The sequence below is a fragment of the Vibrio clamense genome (assembly GCF_050337905.1).
Classification (GTDB): Bacteria; Pseudomonadota; Gammaproteobacteria; order Enterobacterales; family Vibrionaceae; genus Vibrio; species Vibrio cortegadensis.
Genome location: NZ_JAKJTJ010000021.1, coordinates 210,977 through 230,989, shown reverse-complemented (window position 1 = coordinate 230,989; position 20,013 = coordinate 210,977). Strand labels below are relative to the sequence as shown.

12 protein-coding genes are annotated in these 20,013 nt (G+C 42.5%); 2 read left to right on the top strand and 10 right to left on the bottom strand.

Going from position 1 to position 20,013, the window contains the following annotated elements; genetic code table 11:
• Positions 1–13 precede the first annotated feature (13 nt).
• Together bioF and bioB are read right to left on the bottom strand one after the other, a co-directional pair.
• Positions 14–1,171: an 8-amino-7-oxononanoate synthase gene (gene bioF / locus L4C39_RS08715; protein WP_371711111.1), complete on the bottom strand. Its 1,158-nt coding sequence runs from the start codon at positions 1,169–1,171 to the stop codon at positions 14–16.
• On the bottom strand, positions 1,158–2,210 hold the full coding sequence (bioB, locus tag L4C39_RS08710; RefSeq protein WP_017053883.1) for a biotin synthase BioB: 1,053 nt from the start codon (positions 2,208–2,210) through the stop codon (positions 1,158–1,160). Before bioB ends, bioF begins: the two co-directional genes overlap by 14 nt.
• 147 nt (positions 2,211–2,357) lie before the next feature.
• Between bioB and bioA the strand changes: the two genes are divergently transcribed.
• Positions 2,358–3,641, top strand: coding sequence for an adenosylmethionine--8-amino-7-oxononanoate transaminase (gene bioA, locus L4C39_RS08705; protein WP_371711031.1), 1,284 nt, complete (start codon positions 2,358–2,360; stop codon positions 3,639–3,641).
• Positions 3,642–3,711: 70 nt separating this feature from the next.
• Here the strand turns inward: bioA and L4C39_RS08700 are convergent, their stop codons facing one another.
• The 8 genes from L4C39_RS08700 to lrp all read right to left on the bottom strand — a co-directional run bounded on the left by L4C39_RS08700 (position 3,712) and on the right by lrp (position 18,662).
• On the bottom strand, positions 3,712–4,926 hold the full coding sequence (locus L4C39_RS08700) for an EAL domain-containing response regulator (RefSeq protein ID WP_113795939.1): 1,215 nt from the start codon (positions 4,924–4,926) through the stop codon (positions 3,712–3,714).
• Positions 4,927–4,976: 50 nt separating this feature from the next.
• Positions 4,977–6,488, bottom strand: a complete 1,512-nt coding sequence (locus tag L4C39_RS08695; protein ID WP_136993897.1) for a response regulator — start codon at positions 6,486–6,488, stop codon at positions 4,977–4,979.
• A 10-nt stretch (positions 6,489–6,498) separates the two neighbouring features.
• A complete protein-coding gene (locus tag L4C39_RS08690; protein ID WP_429745410.1) occupies positions 6,499–11,097 on the bottom strand; it encodes a transporter substrate-binding domain-containing protein in 4,599 nt (1,532 codons plus the stop codon).
• A 325-nt stretch (positions 11,098–11,422) separates the two neighbouring features.
• Complete coding sequence (gene serS, locus L4C39_RS08685) at positions 11,423–12,730, bottom strand: serine--tRNA ligase (protein WP_017053888.1); 1,308 nt, start codon at positions 12,728–12,730, stop codon at positions 11,423–11,425.
• 92 nt (positions 12,731–12,822) lie between these two features.
• A complete protein-coding gene (locus tag L4C39_RS08680) occupies positions 12,823–14,172 on the bottom strand; it encodes a replication-associated recombination protein A (RefSeq protein ID WP_017053889.1) in 1,350 nt (449 codons plus the stop codon).
• Positions 14,173–14,210: 38 nt separating this feature from the next.
• Positions 14,211–14,807, bottom strand: coding sequence for an outer membrane lipoprotein periplasmic chaperone LolA (gene lolA, locus L4C39_RS08675; protein WP_171756082.1), 597 nt, complete (start codon positions 14,805–14,807; stop codon positions 14,211–14,213).
• 132 nt (positions 14,808–14,939) lie between these two features.
• Positions 14,940–18,008 (bottom strand): DNA translocase FtsK 4TM domain-containing protein, encoded by a 3,069-nt coding sequence (locus L4C39_RS08670; RefSeq protein ID WP_429745408.1) that lies wholly within the window; start codon positions 18,006–18,008, stop codon positions 14,940–14,942.
• Between the two features lie 159 nt (positions 18,009–18,167).
• Positions 18,168–18,662: a leucine-responsive transcriptional regulator Lrp gene (lrp, locus tag L4C39_RS08665; RefSeq protein WP_017053892.1), complete on the bottom strand. Its 495-nt coding sequence runs from the start codon at positions 18,660–18,662 to the stop codon at positions 18,168–18,170.
• A gap of 156 nt (positions 18,663–18,818) precedes the next feature.
• On the opposite strand from lrp, the gene ald reads away from it, so the two are divergent.
• Positions 18,819–19,943: an alanine dehydrogenase gene (gene ald / locus L4C39_RS08660; RefSeq protein WP_017053893.1), complete on the top strand. Its 1,125-nt coding sequence runs from the start codon at positions 18,819–18,821 to the stop codon at positions 19,941–19,943.
• Positions 19,944–20,013 lie beyond the last annotated feature (70 nt).

The window sequence follows — 20,013 nt, the reverse complement described above, 5'->3', positions numbered from 1 at the left end:
AACACTTCACATTTCATTGATTATGGATCTCTACGGCTGCGGTGATCGCTTCGGCTAAAGCCAAAATATCACTGTTGGTATGCTTAGCGGTTAAGGTAATTCTTAGTCTCGCTAGCCCGTTAGGAACCGTTGGAGGGCGAATAGCCGTTACCCATAACCCTTTGTCTTTTAAACCGTTCGCAATCCCTACGGCTTGATCCGATGATCCACAGATAAATGGTTTAATAGGCGTTATCGTCTCGGTAAAGCCTGCCAGTCCAGCCAATCTCTCTGAATACAACTCTTGCAAGTCACTTAACTTATCTCTTCGCCATTGTTGAGACTGAATCATGGAAATCGCATGACTGATTGCATGAGCCTGAGCGGGAGGAAGTGCTGTTGAATAAACGTGATGTCTTGCAAACTGAGTCAAGTAATCACCAACTTCTGCACTGCATAGTATCGCTGCCCCTGAAAGCCCGACCGCTTTTCCAAAGGTCACCACTAATAAATCAGGTTTAACATCTACTTGTGAGCAGCTCCCTGCGCCATTCTCGCCATGTATACCGATACCATGGGCATCGTCGACCGCTAACCATGCGTTATTTTGTTCACACAACGTTTTAATTGGTTTAAGAGGAGCGGTATCGCCATCCATACTAAACACGCCTTCTGTCACCACAAGCGCACTATCTGATGCCGCCAGTATTGATGAAAGGTGTTTTGTATCGTTATGTCTAAATCTCTTTAAGCTTGCAGCCGATAACATCCCGGCTTCCATCAACGATGCGTGATTTAATTTGTCCTGAATCAGGATATCTTGCTTATCAAGTAAGGAGAATATCAACGCTTGATTAGCACTAAACCCTGAATTGAAAAGAATGGCCCTTTCAAAACCTAGCCATTCACAAAGCTTGGATTCAAGGTTCTGATGAGCGGAACTAAACCCCGTGACTAGCGGTGATGCGCCACTCCCGGCTCCAAATTGATCAAGCCCTTCCTTCCAAGCTCGAATCAATTCAGGATCGCCAGCGAGCCCTAAATAGTCGTTATTAGAGAAATTAATAAATGGCTTGCCATCATGCACAAAGCGCGTTTGATTACCCGATGACATTGGCTGCAACACGCGAGTGAGCCCTTGATTACGTCTCTGCTCAAGGGCGAATTTAATGCGTGAACTAAACGCTGGCATCATAAAAAATGTCGTCTTTCGAAGGACGTGAAGCGACACGTTCAACGACTTGATCAAGTAAGTCGTTCTCTTGAATTTCATCCGGTTTTTGGCTTACTTGCTCACTATTAATACCCAGCTTTTTAAATAGCTGCATATCACTATCTTCATCTGGATTTGGTGTCGTAAGTAGCTTACATCCGTAAAATATTGAGTTAGCACCGGCCATGAAGCACAGAGTTTGCATCTGCTCATTCATGTTTTCTCGGCCAGCAGACAAACGTACTGCTGATTTCGGCATCATGATTCGAGCAATTGCGATCAACTTAATGAAATCAAATGGTTCAACGTCATCAACGTTTTCCATTGGCGTGCCTTTGACTTTGACCAGCATATTGATTGGCACACTCTCAGGCTGCACTGGCAAGTTAGCAAGCTCAACCAGTAGTCCTGCGCGATCATTAGTGCTTTCACCCATACCAATAATACCGCCAGAACAAATTTTCATTCCCGCATCACGAACGTGGGAAAGTGTATCTAAGCGATCTTGGTAAGTACGCGTGGTAATGATGCTGCCATAAAATTCAGGTGACGTATCAAGGTTGTGATTGTAGTAATCCAAACCAGCTGTTGCCAACTCTTCAGCTTGGTCTGGGGTCAGCATCCCTAGCGTCATACAGGTCTCTAAACCCATCCCTTTCACACCTTTGATCATTTCCATCAAGTGTGGCATATCACGCTCTTTTGGATTTTTCCATGCCGCGCCCATGCAGAAGCGTGTTGAACCTGCTTTCTTCGCTTTTTCAGCGGCATCTAACACGCGTTCAACTTCCATTAATCTTTCACGATCGACATCGGTACGATAGTGAGCACTTTGTGGGCAGTACTTACAATCTTCAGGACAAGCGCCCGTTTTAATAGATAATAGAGTGCTCACTTGAACGTGATTATGCTGTTGATGTTGACGGTGGATAACTTGCGCTTCAAACAACAAATCCATAAAAGGCTTATCCAAAAGCTTTCGAACTTCTTCTACTGTCCAGTCATGACGAACTTCCACGTGCCGATCCTTATTCCACTATTGATATTTTAATAATATGTGCATTGCTACTTGGCTAGTCTACCGACAAACAGTAGACTGTCAACGATCAACAAAAACACAAGTTTACAAGTGATTAATATTTACACAATGCATTATGGAATGGCTATGGATCTCGAATTTGACCGTCAACACATCTGGCACCCTTATACATCAACACTGAACCCGCTCACTTGCTATCCTGTCACAAATGCTGATGGCGTATTCATTGAACTTGAGAACGGTAAACGACTTATTGATGGTATGTCTTCTTGGTGGTCTGCCATTCACGGTTACAACCATCCTCACCTTAACCAAGCCGCCCACCAGCAGATCGATAAAATATCTCATGTCATGTTTGGTGGTATCACTCATCAACCTGCAATCGATACCTGCAAAAAACTGCTTAAACTTGCCCCTGATAATCTTGAACATGTTTTCCTTGCCGATTCCGGTTCGGTCGCTGTAGAAGTGAGTTTAAAAATGGCCCTACAGTACTGGCATGCTAAAGGGGAGCAGCGACCAAAGTTCCTGACATTAAGAGACGGCTATCACGGGGATACTTTCGCGGCGATGTCAGTGACTGATCCTAACAACTCAATGCATAGCCTCTATAAAGGTTTTTTACCTGAACATATTTTTGCAAACTCGCCAAAAACGGAATATTGGCAGCCGTGGGATGAGACTGATATTGACGATTTTAAGCAGAAAATCACCGACCACCACTCGCAAATAGCCGCTGTTATTTTAGAGCCCATTGTTCAAGGTGCGGGGGGGATGCATATTTATCATCCTGAGTTTCTCAAACAAGTACGCTTATTGTGTGATGAGTACAATGTACTGCTGATTTTAGATGAAATCGCGACTGGGTTCGGACGTACAGGTAAACTGTTTGCTAGTGAACACTCTGGAATTCAACCGGATATAATGTGTGTAGGTAAGGCATTGACTGGTGGCTATATGACACTATCAGCCACTTTAGCGAGCAAACAAGTCGCAGACACGGTATGCGGAGGCGAAGCAGGTTGTTTTATGCACGGCCCTACTTTTATGGGAAATCCGCTGGCTTGCTCAGTGGCTTCTGCAAGTCTGGATCTGATTGAGCAAGGTAACTGGCAAAAACAGACAAAGATGATTGAAGAGCAATTTTCAAAACAGCTACCGCCACTAACAAAACATGAGTTAGTGAAAGATGTTCGTTGGCTTGGAGCTATCGGAGTCGTTGAAACTCATCGCCCAGTTAACATGGAAAATATTCAAGCTCTATTTGTGGAACATGGTGTTTGGATCCGCCCATTTGGTAAACTCATCTACATGATGCCACCTTATATAAGCCAACCAGAGCATATCGAGGCATTAATTCATGCCATTGATTCTGCCTTAAATGATGACCAATGTTTCGCCTCAAAATAAGAGCGGTATAAACAAAAAGAGCCGCGAATCATTCACGGCTCTTTTCATATTCGTTTAAAGTATTACTGCACTAACATTTACCCATTTTACAAGCAAACGGACCAGACAATAGATCTTCATCTTTAACACGAACCTGCCAATCTTGATGCCATTGCTCAAGTTCATGAAGAGGTAAAGGTCGACTCATAAAGTAGCCCTGCCCCATGCCATCAGTAATCGAACGTAAATGCATCCATACTTCTCGGGTTTCGATGCCTTCTGATACGGTTTCCATACCCAGTTTTTTTGCCAAAAATAGGCTAGCGGCAACAATAGATTCAGCACTGCGACTCACCAACATCTTCTGTACGAAACTTAAATCAATCTTTAATTCAGTAAAAGGCATGTCATCTAAAAGCTGCATTGAAGAGTAACCCGTTCCAAAATCATCAATTGCGAGCTCAAATCCCTTCATGCATAAACGGATAGCAGAAGAAAGCGTATAACCAAGATGCTCAATCATATCAGTTTCGGTCAATTCAAACCTTAATCGCTGAGGCAACGATGGGTGCTCTACCTGTAACGCCAATACAGTATCAACAAAACTCGCATCCATAAGGTCTTGCGCGGTGATATTGATCGCCACACGACGGTTTCCTAGGGTTGGCAAGTCACGCAATGCGCACTTTAATAACAGCAGGGTCAGTTTTGTTGAAAGCCCATATTTAATGATCTTTTCAACAAAAAATATCGGAGATAACAAACCGTGCTCAGGATGGTCCCAACGAACCAAAGCCTCAGACTCTAGCCACTCACCCGTTTCGAATTTAATGAGAGGCTGATAGAAAGGGATGAACTGCTCTTTATCTAATGCTTCAAGTATGTCTTCACGGCTAAAGTCAGGCAACGGTTTTGAGAAGTAGTGCTTAGGCTTTAAATTTTGATTTAATATGGCATCAAGCTTTACTTTATTGATCGGCTTGCTGATCGCCCCTAATAGGTTCATGTTGTAAGCCGTACACATTCGACCCGCTGCTTTTAAAACGACTTCCGTTACCGCACTCGATATGATGACTTCACCACCATAATCCGCTTCAGCAAGTAACCTTAATAGCGTGATACCATCAATACCTGGCATATTTAAATCGCAGATCACCATATCTGGAGTCTGTATTTCGATTAAATCTAACGCTTCCTGCGCACTTCCGACACCTTCAGCTTCGACATGATCAAACTGTTTCAATAAGGCGAGAAGCGCCATTCTTTGAAAGTTATGATCTTCAATGACAAGAATACGTTTAGACATTTATGGTTATCCATATATACGAGCAAAAATATAGAAAGTAATAAATTAATTTACTCTTCTATTAATTTTTTGTTCTGCTCAATTGTTAAATTAACTTCTTTAAATAGCGATTTATTACCTGCAATTCCTTCTTGCTGTTTATAGTCATCATGACTAACAATCTGTTCTGCAACTTTTATATTGAACCGGTAGTCACCCCATAGCTTGAATAAATACTCAATTGGTAAACCATCGAATGATTTAGGGAATGTGACTAATGTACTTTTCTGACTGCGCCAATCTGCAATCAACTTTTTAGCCATTTTGTTTTGGATATCTCGCAAAAGCGATTGAGGCTCTTGATCTGATACCGCAACTAACTTTTGCAAAGTACTCTGCATTTCTTGCCACATACCTAGAACATGCAGCGTATGATATGCCACAAAGAGAGTCTCGAAACACTCTTCAACTTCTTCGCAGGATTGCAGTAACTCATATGCAGCAGAATATTGGCCGCTGTTTGCTAAAGACCATACCCCTAAACGACTTTGCAGGGAGTTATCCGGCTTAGTAAACTTTTTGTTCCGAGTTAACATACCCCAGATTTCACTGGTAGAACGGTTACTAAACTCAGCTTCTTGTAAAAGGATCCAACTAAGCAAAAAGTACAGGTTTGGTTCTTCCCAAATTGAATGGCTAGATTTAAAGGCAAGCTCCTGAATTAACTTCGAGATATTTTCGTTAGCAAGAAATCCAACATGCTGCAAAATCAGAGCATACAAACGAGGAAGCCTTTGCGGCGACATTTTATGTAAATGCAGCATACTCTCCGCAGCTTGTTCATACATGCCCTTTTCAAACTGAAAACGACACTCTAATTCAAGCACAGGAACAGAGAAGCGATTAGCTTTACGTAGGGGCAGCAATACTTTCTCCGCCTCTTCGATATTGCCCGCCTTCAGCATTAAGTCAACGTACATAATATGCGCGCGAACATAACTATTGGCTTTTATGTAATTCACCAATAATCGTGATGCGATATCATCTTCACCTACCGATATAATTTCACTACACAATTTGGTTAACGCTAAATTGTATATTTTCTTACTCTTCGCTTCTTTTAACGTCGGTAGAGCCTCTGATAAACCCGCTTGATGATAACTATCAACTACTCGTGTGATGAATGCTTTTTCATCCATGCAGGCTTTCAATGATTCTGTGAGTACATCTACTCTCAGTGGTTTAACGATAAAACCACTTGGTTCAAACTCAGAAAAGCTACGAATTACAGTTGCTGAATTGTCAGCAGTGACAATCAAAATGATCGGATCGTGTGCAAGCAGTTTCTCGTGATAAAGCCTTTCTAATAACTGGAGGCCCGTGCTTCCTTCACCTAAATTATAGTCAACAATTAGAATGTCGAAGGCCGTGACTCGGCACTCTAGCACGGCTCTATTCGCCTGACCTACCAAACGAATTTTGTCTCGATTAAAGCCAATTTTAGTCAATAGGATACGGCTAGATTTACAGATAATATCGCTATCATCAACAACCAATAGATCCATGTTTTTCAATAACTTCATAGATATCCTATTAAACAATTTGTTCAGCTTCAGCGTTCAATTGTGCCAGCTTTAAAGTGAGTTCGGCTTCAAGTTCATCGTACACAAGATCGTTCCCATGTGTAGCCTCAGATTCCAATCGCTCTAGAGGAATTGAAAAAGAGTGACATGCAAGCATTCTAGCTGCACCTTTCATTCTATGTGATATCTCTTGTATATCAGAGTGATTTTTCTCATCAAATGCGGTCAACAGTAGATTCATATCTTCGTTCTGACTTTTTACAAAATCGAAAGCAATATTTTTGGCCACTTCTTCATCACCAAAAATGTCAATGATAGCGGGAATATCGAGTAAAGCTTCTTCTGGCTTATCCACTTCACTACTCTTGAGGTGCTCTTCACCCCAGAAGGTCTCTTCTGAATCATCATCGCCTGCAAAATCAAACTCAAAACCATCGATGGCGGATAAGTCATCTGAACCGCTACCTTGCACTGGCTCAGCAACTTCAAACTCGTTCTCAAATGCAGCCAGTGCTAATTCGTCCGCACTTTTTTGATCTATTGCGCTATGTTCTTGAGCTATTAGATCATTTTCGCCAGCAACGTCTACATTATCTTCAATGAAAACATTATCCACCTGTGCTGGCAAAATTTGTGGTAACCAATGATCTAGCGTTTCAGTCAACTTCACCTTACTCACAGGTTTCGATAAAAATGCAGACATACCAAGCTCAATACACTTCTCATCTTCCCCCTGAATTGCATTCGCAGTAAGGGCGATAATTGGCATAGCTTCGCGACTTTCAGCACCCTCTTTGGCTCGAACCGCTTTTGTTAACTCATATCCATCCATTTCAGGCATATGACAGTCTGTAAGAAGCAATCCATATTCATCACTTTGCAATGCTTCAAACGCTTGAGCACCATCATTAACAACATCAGCGGTATAACCCAACTGAGACAGCATGGTCATGATCACTTGGCGGTTGATCGGATGATCTTCAGCAACGAGGATAAGTCGTCCATTTTCAATCGCTTCTTTACGACTTTGAACAACCACCTTGTTTTGATTTTCAGCCACATTCATCGAAGCACCGACAGCAACAGGTGTTTTTAGGCAGTGATAAAGCTGATCTGGAATGATTGGGTTAACAGACATTGCCCAGAAACCATCGTAAGGTTCAGGCGAAAGCATCCCTTTTCTTCTCTCAAGAACAATACATTTCACTCCCGGAAGCTGATTTTTAATCCAGCTGTGTTTCAAATCTAAACGCTCGTATTCAAAACGAGTAATGAATAATGAACTGATGCGATTTCGAGATGCTAGAAAAGCAAGTTGATTCTTATCATCAAATGCTTCGTGGTCCATTTTGACATCACAGTGAGACATATACTCAATGAGATCATCAAGTTGATTAAACTCGCCAACTACAAGGCTCTTCTCACCTTTAAAGTTCAACGACTCTTGTTGCTCAATCGCTTTAACAGGAATAACCACGCTAAAGCATGAGCCTTCACCTAGTTGGCTAACGACGGTAATTTCGCCGCCCATCTGCGCAACAAGCTCATTAGTAATAGATAGACCTAAGCCTGTACCACCAAACTTCCTTTGAGTACTTTCGTCCGCTTGAACAAATGGCATAAACAAGCTGTTTTGAGCATCCTCATTAATTCCCACACCAGTATCTGATACAGAAAAACGCAATGTTTGATATGAGCCTTCATGTGCCAGCAGATCAACCGCCAAGCGAATGTGCCCTTTTTCAGTAAATTTAATCGCATTATTGATGAAATTATTTAGAATCTGCCCCAAGCGAACATCATCGACATGAACAATGCTTGCTACTTTTGGAGACAACCAGTACTCAAATTTTAACCCTTTAGCATGGGCATGACTGGCTTGTGTCTGAGTAATTCGAGATAACATCGAATGGATATCAGCATCGATTGGAGACAGCGTTAACTTGCCCGCTTCAATTTTCGAGAAGTCTAAAATATCATTAACGATATGCAGCAAGTTATCAGCCGATTTTGTTAAACTGCTGTGGACTTTCAGAGCATCATCACGCATTGGATATTGGCTAAATATTTCCAGTAAACCAATAATTCCGCTGATTGGAGTTCGAATTTCATGGCTCATATTCGCCAAGAATCGAGACTTAGCTTCTGTCCCTGCAATGGCTTTTGCTTTTGCGGCCTCTAGCTCGGCTTGTTGGTTTTTAAGCTCAGTGATATCGGTCAGTACGGTATTCCACGTAAAGTGATCACTATTTGAAGTAATTCGACTCTGAAGGTGTAACCATTTATCTCGATCTTCTGACGTAATATGCAGTTCATACGACATAGAACCTATATCTGCACATACTCTAGTATGAGCAATAAAGTCATCGCGTTGCTGTTCATCTAATACATTTAAGAATTTACGATGATCCTTGACGAGTTCTTCAGAGCTCACTCCGACTAACTCTTGAATACCCGCACTCACAAATGTGAAGTTGAGATCATCTAAATCTTCTTTACTTTGAACGTGTTGAATAACCGCTCCGCTAACGTTATCAGCTAGATACTGAACCCGCTGTTCAGCTTCACGAGCTCTTAGCTCTGCATTTCTTAACTCTGTAACATCATTAAGAATGGTAACAACACCGTCGGCACTGCTACTCTCCGAGAGTTGATATGGGCATTTCCAGTATGAGAACTGTCTTTCTTTGCCACCAATAACGACATTTTTTTCCATTCGAGGGAGCATTTCGCCCGCGAGAACTCTCTGGTCTTCACTACTATGGTTAACGATCTCATCAAGTTCTTTACTTTCAAGAGAACCACCAGCAACAAACTGAGCAAGATCGTCATCACTGGCACTCAACATCGAAATAGCAGGGTTAGTCGTAACGATATTGCCATCAACATCTTTTACCACAATCGGGAATGGGATGGCATTGAGCAACGATCGTTCAAATTGAACTCGTCGTTTTAATTCTGTTTCCGCTTCGACCCTCTGCTGAACCTCACCTTGTAGCTTACGGTTCCAATAAAAAACCACACCTATAATTAACAGTGATGCCACTGAAATAATCGAGATCCATAAAACAACTTTCTGAGTTTGTACTCCAGTTTGGTATGAAGTACTCATCCATTTTTTTTCAATTTCAACCATTTTACTTGGCGGTATCACGCTAAGCGCTTTATTTATGATATTAAGTAAAATCTGGTTTTCTTTATTCACAGCAAAAGTAACAGGAATAAAGGAACGTTCATTAATGTTATTAATGACTTTTAATTGGCCGGCATACTGGCCTTGTAGATATGGGGAAGCAAGCAATAAGGAGCTAATTGCGACATCAACTTTACTTTCATTTAGGGCCGTAACAAGATCATAAACACTATCGTATTCAAGCACGGTACAGCTTACACAAAACTCTTTAGCCATTGACTGACCGTACGTTGCCGCAATGACCCCAATGACATCACTTTTCTCTAAGTTATCGAATGACAACTCTTTCTCATAATCGTCTGAGCGTCCAATAAGTACCCAAGGTTCTCGCATGAACGCTTGGCTTAATAACATCTTTTCACGTCGTTTAGCGGTAGGAGACAGTGACGACATCATCTCAAACTCACCGTCTAGGAATGCCCAGTAGCTTTCCCTATGAGTTGAGTAGTATTTCGGATCGAATTTGATCCCTGTTAATCGGCTTACTTCTTCAAGAACATCCGCTGCGATCCCTTTGTAAACACCATTTTCAACGACTTCAATCGGAGCCCAATCACTTTCAACACCAATGCCAATGACAGGGTGATTATCGATCCACTGCTGCTCTTCTTTTGATAACGTTAGTGATGAGGCTTTACGAATATATTCTTGCTGTCTTTCATCTAACCAGCGATTAAGAATACGTTCATGTTCAGGTAAAGCATTCACTTCACGTATGCCTTGGTTCAATCGCTCCAGCATTTCACTATCAGATTTTGGCACACCTACATACAGTGTATCGACTGGAAGATCATCCAGCATGTACATATCCACATCTTCCAGGTACGGACTGTTTTTGTAATGCTCATATAACATTACGCCATCGCCAATTTGAGCATCTGCCAAGCCTAAAGCAACGGTTCGAATCGCTTCTAAGTTACTCGGGACAGATAACGAACTCGCGCTAGGTAAAACGTTTCTTAAAAAGCTTTCATCAGCAAAACCTTTAATTGTTGCGACCGTTTTGTTTTCAAGCTCTTTGTATGTCGTCACTGGGGTTGCGCTGATAGCAGCACGACGCACCGCAAACATAGGTTCAGTAAACGTCATGATGGATTCACGTTCTAATGTCGCTGTCACCCCAATCATTACATCCAGTTCACCTTTGATGTATGCATTCATAACATCGCTGAAAGTAGCGTAAGGCAGTATTTCGACTTTGTAGCCTGCTTGTTCTGCATAACGGCGAAAAAGGGATGGAAGCAAACCGACAATTTCGCCATCTTCATCAGCCATCGCTAATGGTTCAATATATCGAGAAGGGAAACCAATGGTTAAGGTTTGTAACTTGCTGTTATCAATATTATTTTTAGTTTCAGCTAGACTAAATTGAGATGTAAGAATTAAGAGAAGACACAAAAAAATGTTTTTGATCATCTTGACCTTCATGTGCATAACGATTTTCTAAATAAAATTCCGTATTTATTGTAAAAATCTTTGCGATGGCTTAATGAATTGATCACCTAATCATCAATTCACGTGATATTGGTGCATATACTATCACTTACTGTACCGTAAATAAAACCCACCTCCCCTTATTTATAAAATACACCTCACTGTTTAGAGAAGAGGACACGTCTCGCCTGGTTTTACTATCTAATGAGAGGCCTATATTCGTCAAACTTAAACTCCAGATATAAAAAAACCAGCACGTGGCTGGTTTTTTGTTTATTCATTCAACGGTATATTTTTAACCGATGCATTAACCGATGTGCGTTGCGCCGCCCATGTATGGTTGTAATACAGTTGGAACCGCGATACGGCCATCTGCTTCTTGGTTGTTTTCAAGAATCGCAACCATAGTACGTCCTACCGCCAAACCAGAACCATTCAATGTATGAACCAGTTCAGGCTTCTTCTCGCCTTTACGACGGAAACGAGCTTGCATACGACGAGCTTGGAAGTCACCCATGTTTGAACATGAAGAGATTTCACGGTACGTCTCTTGCGCTGGTACCCATACTTCTAAATCGTAAGTTTTGCTAGAGCCGAAACCCATATCACCAGTACAAAGAACCACTTTACGGTAAGGAAGTTCTAACATCTGTAGAACTTTCTCAGCATGGCCAGTCAGTTCTTCTAATGCTTCCATTGAATCTTCAGGCTTAGTAATTTGAACTAATTCGACTTTGTCGAATTGGTGCATACGGATAAGACCACGAGTATCACGGCCGTACGAACCTGCTTCTGAACGGAAACATGGCGTATGAGCTGTCATTTTAAGTGGAAGCTCAGCTTCATCAGTGATGGTATCGCGCACCATGTTTGTTACTGGAACTTCCGCAGTTGGAATCAGCGATAGTTTCTTAAGAGGTACGTCACTCACTTGCTCAGTTAGCGGGCTAGTGTGGAATAGATCTTCACCAAATTTTGGTAATTGACCTGTACCAAACAAGCTGTCTGAGTTCACTAGGTATGGTACGTACATTTCTGTATAACCATGAGTATCGGTATGCAGATCTAACATGAACTGTGCAATAGCACGGTGTAGGCGTGCAAATTTACCTTTCATTACGATAAAGCGAGAACCTGAGATTTTTACTGCGCTAGCAAAATCCAAACCGCCAGACATTTCACCAAGATCAACGTGATCTTTCACTTCGAAGTCGTAAGTTTTTGGCTCACCCCAACGTGAAATTTCCACGTTCTCATCTTCATCTTTACCGTTTGGTACAGAGTCATGCGGAAGGTTAGGGATCGCGTTTGTGATCTCTTCTAGGCTAACTTGAAGTTCAGCAAGCTCTTTTTTTGCTTCATCAAGATCTGTACCTAAGCTACCGACTTCTGCAAGGATACGCTCAGCTTCTTCGTGCTCGCCCTTCGCTTTTGCTTGGCCGATGGACTTCGATCGAGAATTACGTAACGCTTGCAGCTCTTCAGTTTTCATTTGAAGGGACTTGCGCTTTTCTTCAAGTTCACGAATTTTCTCTACATCAAGAATAAATCCTCGACGCGCCAATTTTGCCGCTGTTTCATCCAGCTCAGCTCGAAGTAATTTAGAATCCAGCATTGCTAATCCTATGCTTTAGTTATATTTGAGGATACGGTAGAAACTCTACCGTTAAAGAATTTTTTATACTTGGTAACGATATCCAAAAAGCTCTACTTTTCATAGCGCTTTTGTGGGCTTTTTGCGTCTAAATCCGCCAGATAATCTAACTTATCACCAATTTTCCCCTCTAAACCTCGATTTGTTGGGAAATAGTAACGAGTATCGGCTATTTCAGGAGGGAAATATTTTTCTCCTGCCGCATAAGCACCAGGCTCGTCATGAGCATAACGATATTCCGCGCCATAGCCCATGTCTTTCATCAAACTTGTTGGAGCATTACGTAGATGATGAGGAACTTCATACTCAGGCTGATTATGGGCGTCTAGCATGGCATTTTTCCACGCGACATAAACGGCGTTGCTCTTTGGTGCACACGCTAAGTAAACAACAGCTTGTGCGATCGCCCTTTCACCTTCAGAAGGACCAATTCGAGTAAAGCAATCCCAAGCAGACATCGCCACTTGCATCGCTCTTGGATCGGCATTACCAATATCTTCAGAAGCGATAGCAAGTAAGCGACGCACGATATAGAGAGGGTCACAACCTGCGGCAATCATCCTAGCTGACCAATAGAGCGCGGCGTCAGGGTTCGAACCTCGGATGGATTTATGAACCGCAGAAATCAAGTCGTACCAAATATCCCCTTTGTTATCAAAACGAGCGACTTTTTCACCCGCCACTTCTGCAAGCAAAGGTAATGTGATGCTCTTCTGCCCTTCACTATTATCTTCTGCCATATCATACAGAAGCTCGAGATAATTAAGTGACATTCGGGCATCGCCATTTACTAATTCTGATAGGCGATCCAGTACATCATCGATAAAATCTGCCGAGATCTGACCTAAGCCTCTCTCTTTATCTTCAACCGCTTGATCGATCACTTGACGAATATCTTGCTCACTGAGAGAAGTGAGTTTGTAGACTCTTGCTCGTGATAACAGAGCGTTATTGAGTTCAAACGATGGGTTTTCGGTCGTCGCCCCAATGAAGGTGATCGTTCCATCTTCAATGTGAGGCAGAAAAGCATCTTGCTGGCTTTTGTTAAAGCGATGGACTTCATCTACAAATAAAATTGTACGTCTTCCTGCCATTTTATTTTCACGTGCTTTATCAATGGCCGCTCGAATATCTTTCACACCAGAAGTCACGGCGGATACCCGTTCAACTTCCGCATTGGCATAATTTGCCGCCACTTCCGCTAGCGTTGTTTTTCCTGTACCAGGAGGCCCCCACAAAATCATTGAATGAATGTGGCCAGCTTCTAATGCTCGACGTAATGGTTTTCCAACACCCAATATATGCTGTTGACCGATATACTGTTCAACCGTTTCTGGTCTCATGCGAGCAGCAAGAGGACGAAAATCTTCATCCCCGGAAAAATCTAGACTGTAATTACTCACGATAATGGCTCATTCGTTGAATATCTGACTCGGATGAATCAGTTGCGTTGATCGTCAACATCAACCCCATCAGGGATCTCAAAAGTAAACGTCGCTTTATTCGGTGTCGTCAAATTTACGTTTTTAAACTCAAAACGTCCTTGCTGGCCATCTTGCTCAATGACATTAAACCCTTGAACAACGCCTTTGCTGTTAATATCAATTTGGAATTGACCTTGATTCGAATCGACAGCCGTTGGAGTGAGAACAAATTGATCGCCATTTTGGTTAACTTGATAGTTATCCCAATCACTCTCTTTACTGCGAGTCAGTAGCACAAAAGGAGTTTGCTCTGTCGCCTGAGCTTGCCAATAAATGCTAACTTGCTCAATAAATGGACTGTAATACCATAGGCTCTTTCCATCTGACACTAGAACATTTTCATCGGGTAATGTTGTTGTCCAGCGGAACAGACCTGGTCGCGCGATCTCGACTGTCCCTTCTCCCTCCATGACAAGATCACCCTCAGGGCTAATCACTTGCTGGGAAAAATCAGCACTAAACCCTGAGTTCAGAGCCAAACGGCTACTCAATTCATCTTTAGGGGCCGCAAACACTGAGCAGCTCAAAAACAATAATAACGATAATTTTTTCATTCAGATTCTCTTATAGGCATACATTGAGTAGACCATCAGACATTTTCAAAGTTCAGTGAACTAATTAAGCCGCAACAACACAACCACTTGGCTGTGTTGTTGCTGTTCACTATTACTCAATATTTTAGACGATTACATATCTTTAATTGGAGGGGGTGCAATCACTTCACGATTACCATTATGGCCCGGAGCACTCACGATACCTTGAGCTTCAAGTTGCTCCACAATTCGTGCGGCACGGTTGTAACCGATCTTAAACTTGCGCTGTACGCCTGAAACCGAACCTCGGCGAGACTCCGTTACATGTTCAACCACTTGATCAAACAGTGGATCGGTATCTTCATCTTTTTCCAACTGTTCACCTGGAAGTAGTGAATCTGCCGTTTGTTCGCCATTAACGATCTCATCAATGTAGACAGGTTTACCCCGCGCCTTCCAGTTATTCACCACGGCATGCACATCATCATCGGACGCGAATGCGCCATGTACACGAATGGTATGGTTTGAACCTGGAGGTAAGTAGAGCATATCACCCATACCAAGTAATGATTCTGCGCCACCCTGATCGAGAATGGTTCGTGAATCAATTTTGGTTGATACGGTAAAACCAATACGTGTAGGAATGTTCGCTTTGATGATGCCCGTAATCACATCAACTGATGGTCTTTGGGTCGCCAGGATCAAGTGAATGCCTGCTGCACGAGCTTTTTGAGCAAGTCGAGCAATTAACTCTTCCACTTTCTTACCCACAACCATGATCAAGTCGGCAAACTCATCGACAACCACCACGATATACGGCAAGTTTTCAAGCAATGGCGCTTCTGTATCCATACTGTCTCCCTCTTTCCAGAAAGGATCGTGAATAGGATGTCCAGCTTCTGCTGCCATTTTTAGCTTTTCGTTATAGCCTTTCAGATTACGAACACCGACAGCTGACATTAACTTGTAACGTCGCTCCATCTCTCCAACGCACCAGCGTAATGCGTTCGAGGCATCTTTCATGTCGGTGACCACTTCTGATAATAGATGCGGAATACCTTCATATATTGATAACTCAAGCATTTTCGGGTCAATCATGATAAAGCGAACTTCATCTGGCGATGCTTTGTAGAGCATGCTCAAAATCATGACGTTTACCCCCACCGACTTACCCGAACCGGTTGTACCCGCAACAAGAACGTGTGGCATTTTGGATAAATCCGCCACAACCGCTTCACCTGCAATATCTTGGCCTAGTACAACAGTGGTTGGCGAAGTTGATTGCTCAAATTGAGGACTATTAATAACGTCTGATAAATAGACGGTTTGTCTGCTGACATTTGGTAATTCAAGACCAACATAAGGCTTACCAGGTATAACCTCAACAACACGAACCGCGATGGCAGAAAGTGAACGAGCCAAATCCATAGACAAGCTTGAAATCCGGCTGACTTTCACGCCTGGCGCTAAATCTAACTCAAAGCGAGTGATCACTGGCCCTGGGAAAATATCCACAACCGTCGCTTTAATCTTGTAGTCGGCAAGCTTAGATTCAACCAAACGAGCAATCTCTTCTAACGCATCTCTATCAATGAAGTTCTCGCGTTTTTCAGGATGATAAAGAAGTTGAAGTGTCGGCAGTGGCTCTGCGGGTTTAGGCAAGTTGATCTCTTGCTGAACCAAGAACGGGTTTTGTGCCCCAGCCATATTTTCTTGTGCAGCAGAGATGATCTCTTGGAAAGCTTGTACATCTTTATCAGGATGCTCAAGTTCACCTTCCACGACTTCAATGTCAGATTCAGTTGCATTGACTTCAGCAGGAAGATCAACATCAGAAAATACGGCAACCTCTTCCGACTCATGATGAGTAACGCTGTCGCTATCTTCTTCAACAATATCTAAATCGGAAATAACTGGTTCAATGTAATTTGGCGTGTCTACGTCGGTAATTTGTTCAAGCCCAAACTCTGAAATTCTAGGCTGATTAACCTCATCTTCCACGACAAAATCTGCGATTGGTTCCAAAAAGTCAGTGTTAACTTCATTCTGATATTCAGGCTCTGGCTGAAATTCTGTTTGAGGAGAGTACAAAGGCTCTTGTTCAGCATTGACCTCAACATTCTCTGATGCAAATGAAGCGACACGGCTGCTCTCGTCTTCAAGATTTTCTTGGGCAAAGTCATCTTCACTTTGAGCGGCGTATTCTAACTCTTCAATCGTTGCAGTGAGTTGCTTAGAACGATCGACTGATAACTCAGGCTCTTCATCATAATGCTCAGGCTGATGCGATGAAGCTGGAATACTGGCTGCAATAGAAGGGCCTCTTCCAGAAGTAGACTCGGCAGGCATATGAATATTGTAACGAGGCTTCACATCGCGTTCAGCTTCATCAATATCAATGGTATCCGTATAATTATTGGCTTGAGATTCATCTTCAAGTGAGCTTGCACTCTCTTGCGAGACTAAGTGTTCAGCCGATTCAGAGCGAGATTCTACATCAGGTAAGTGAGCTTTCTCTGTCGTAAATTCTTGGTGATCAATATCATCAAGAACAGGTTCAAGAACTTCTCTGTCAGTACCGCGAAGCTTATTTAGCCCCCAAGTACATGCCCCAATCGCACCGTTACCTAGCCCTTCAACAATACTTAACCACGAAATACCCGTCAGAAGGGTAAAACCCGCCCCCCATAAGAAGAGAAGAACTAGGGTCGTTCCGAGAATATTCAAAACAGGCAATGATAAGTTTGTGAGTACATCACCCACAACGCCACCTGATGAGAAATACCATATATCATCAAAGTTGGTATCAGCTAAACCGCAACTGGTTAATATCAATATAGACAAACCGAGTAATCGAGTGCCCCATAGCACAAAATCTAAGTCGTCTTGTTCGCCTCGCTTACGGCAAAGAACCCAAGCAGCAATGATAACAATAAGAGGGATTAAGTAGGCAAGTGAACCGAAAATGAAAAATAGTGTATCTGCTATCCACGCTCCGACGATACCACCAGCATTTTGAATGTCACCGCCCCATGCCGTTTGCGACCAAGAGGGGTCTGCTGGGTTAAATGTGAATAATGCAATAGAAAGTAAAATGGAAGCGAGCACGCCTAAAATTAAGCCACACTCTTTAAGGCGTTGTACGCCATCTAAACGTGAAGACTGAGGCTCTTCACTAGTCTTAACTATGGTTTCGACTTTATCTGTGTTCTCTCTGAACATAACCTACTTGATTCTTTGATGAGTAAAAACAGTCCGAGCGGCAAAAGCCGCTCGGTTTGTTTAGCAATTTAACCATATCAAGGTCAAAAACCCAATCAATGATAGCCATAAAACCGAAGCAGTATCAGCTTTAGGGCTAACTTAGGTTTTTAACTTGAATCAGCGGGTTTTAATAACAAGCTGATTAGTTTGTTTCACTTCTTCCATAACTACGTACGTACGAGTGTCGTTTACTCCAGGTAGACGCAATAATGTGTCGCCCAAAAGTTTACGATATGCACTCATATCGGATACGCGCGTCTTAAGAAGATAATCAAAATCACCCGAAACTAAATGACACTCTTGGATGTCATCTAATTTTTGTACCGCAGTATTGAACTGTTCAAATACGTCCGGAGCACCACGATTAAGCGTGATTTCAACAAATACCAATAAAGAGGCATCTAGGTACTGCGGATTTAACAGCGCTGTATATCCCGTAATATAATCTTGACGCTCCAAACGACGAACACGCTCTAAACATGGTGTTGGTGAAAGACCAACACGTTTAGAAAGTTCAACATTTGATATTCGACCATCTTTCTGCAATTCATTAAGAATATTGCGATCGATACGGTCTAGTTCCTTAGACGGCTTCTTATAGTTGTCTGCCATTTTTTATTCCACCTTATTACTTCCTTGCAAAAAAATATACTACAACTTTTTAATATTTAGTATCAAATCCTAACAAAACATCACTATACTAGACATTAATTCGACAGAATTACCCTACACACAGATAAAACAACCAAAATAAAATAAGGAGTCAGGATGATCATTGGCGTACCAAAGGAAATCAAAAACCACGAATACCGTGTTGGTATGATTCCAGCTAGTGTGAGAGAGCTAATCTCACATGGCCACCAAGTTTTTGTAGAAACCAATGCCGGTAACGGTATCGGTTTTTCAGACGATGATTACATCGCTGTAGGCGCATCCATTCTTCCTACTGCTGCCGACGTTTTTGCGCAAGCAGAGATGATTGTAAAGGTTAAAGAACCTCAAGCTGTAGAGCGAGCTATGCTTCGCGAAGGGCAAATATTATTTACTTATTTACACCTTGCACCAGATTTTCCACAAACGGAAGAGCTGATCAAGAGCAAAGCTGTCTGTATAGCGTATGAGACTGTAACAGATAATATGGGTCGCTTGCCACTATTAGCTCCAATGTCTGAGGTTGCAGGTCGAATGTCTATTCAAGCTGGCGCGCAAACTTTAGAAAAATCTCATGGTGGTCGTGGTCTTCTACTCGGTGGTGTACCGGGTGTTGAACCAGCAAAAGTTGTCGTTGTAGGCGGTGGTGTTGTGGGTGCTAACGCAGCTCGCATGGCCGTTGGCCTTCGTGCTGACGTAACCATTTTAGATCGCAATGTTGATACGCTACGTCGCTTAGATGAAGAGTTCCAAGGTCGCGCAAAAGTGGTTTATTCTACAGAAGACGCAATTGAGAAGCATGTTCTAGAAGCAGACCTTGTTATTGGTGCTGTGCTTATCCCTGGCGCTGCGGCTCCAAAATTGGTAACAAAAGAGCACATTGCTAAAATGAAACCTGGCGCGGCCGTTGTTGATGTGGCGATTGACCAAGGTGGCTGTTTTGAGACTTCTCACGCAACGACACACGCCGATCCAACGTACATCGTTGATGAGGTTGTTCACTACTGTGTTGCAAACATGCCAGGCGCGGTTGCTCGTACTTCAACTTTTGCGCTAAATAACGCAACTCTGCCTTACATTGTTAAGCTCGCAAACAAAGGTTATCAGCAAGCACTTACCGATGATCACGGTTTCCTTGAAGGCTTAAACGTTATTCACGGAAAAGTAACATGTAAAGAAGTAGCAGAAAGCTTTGACTTAGAATACGTTGAGCCTGCTGCTGCGATTGCAATGTTTAACTAATGAAAAAATGAGTGACATGCTAGCTATCTGAATAGGTAAGGTAACGAAAAGAAAGCAGCTTAGAAAAGTC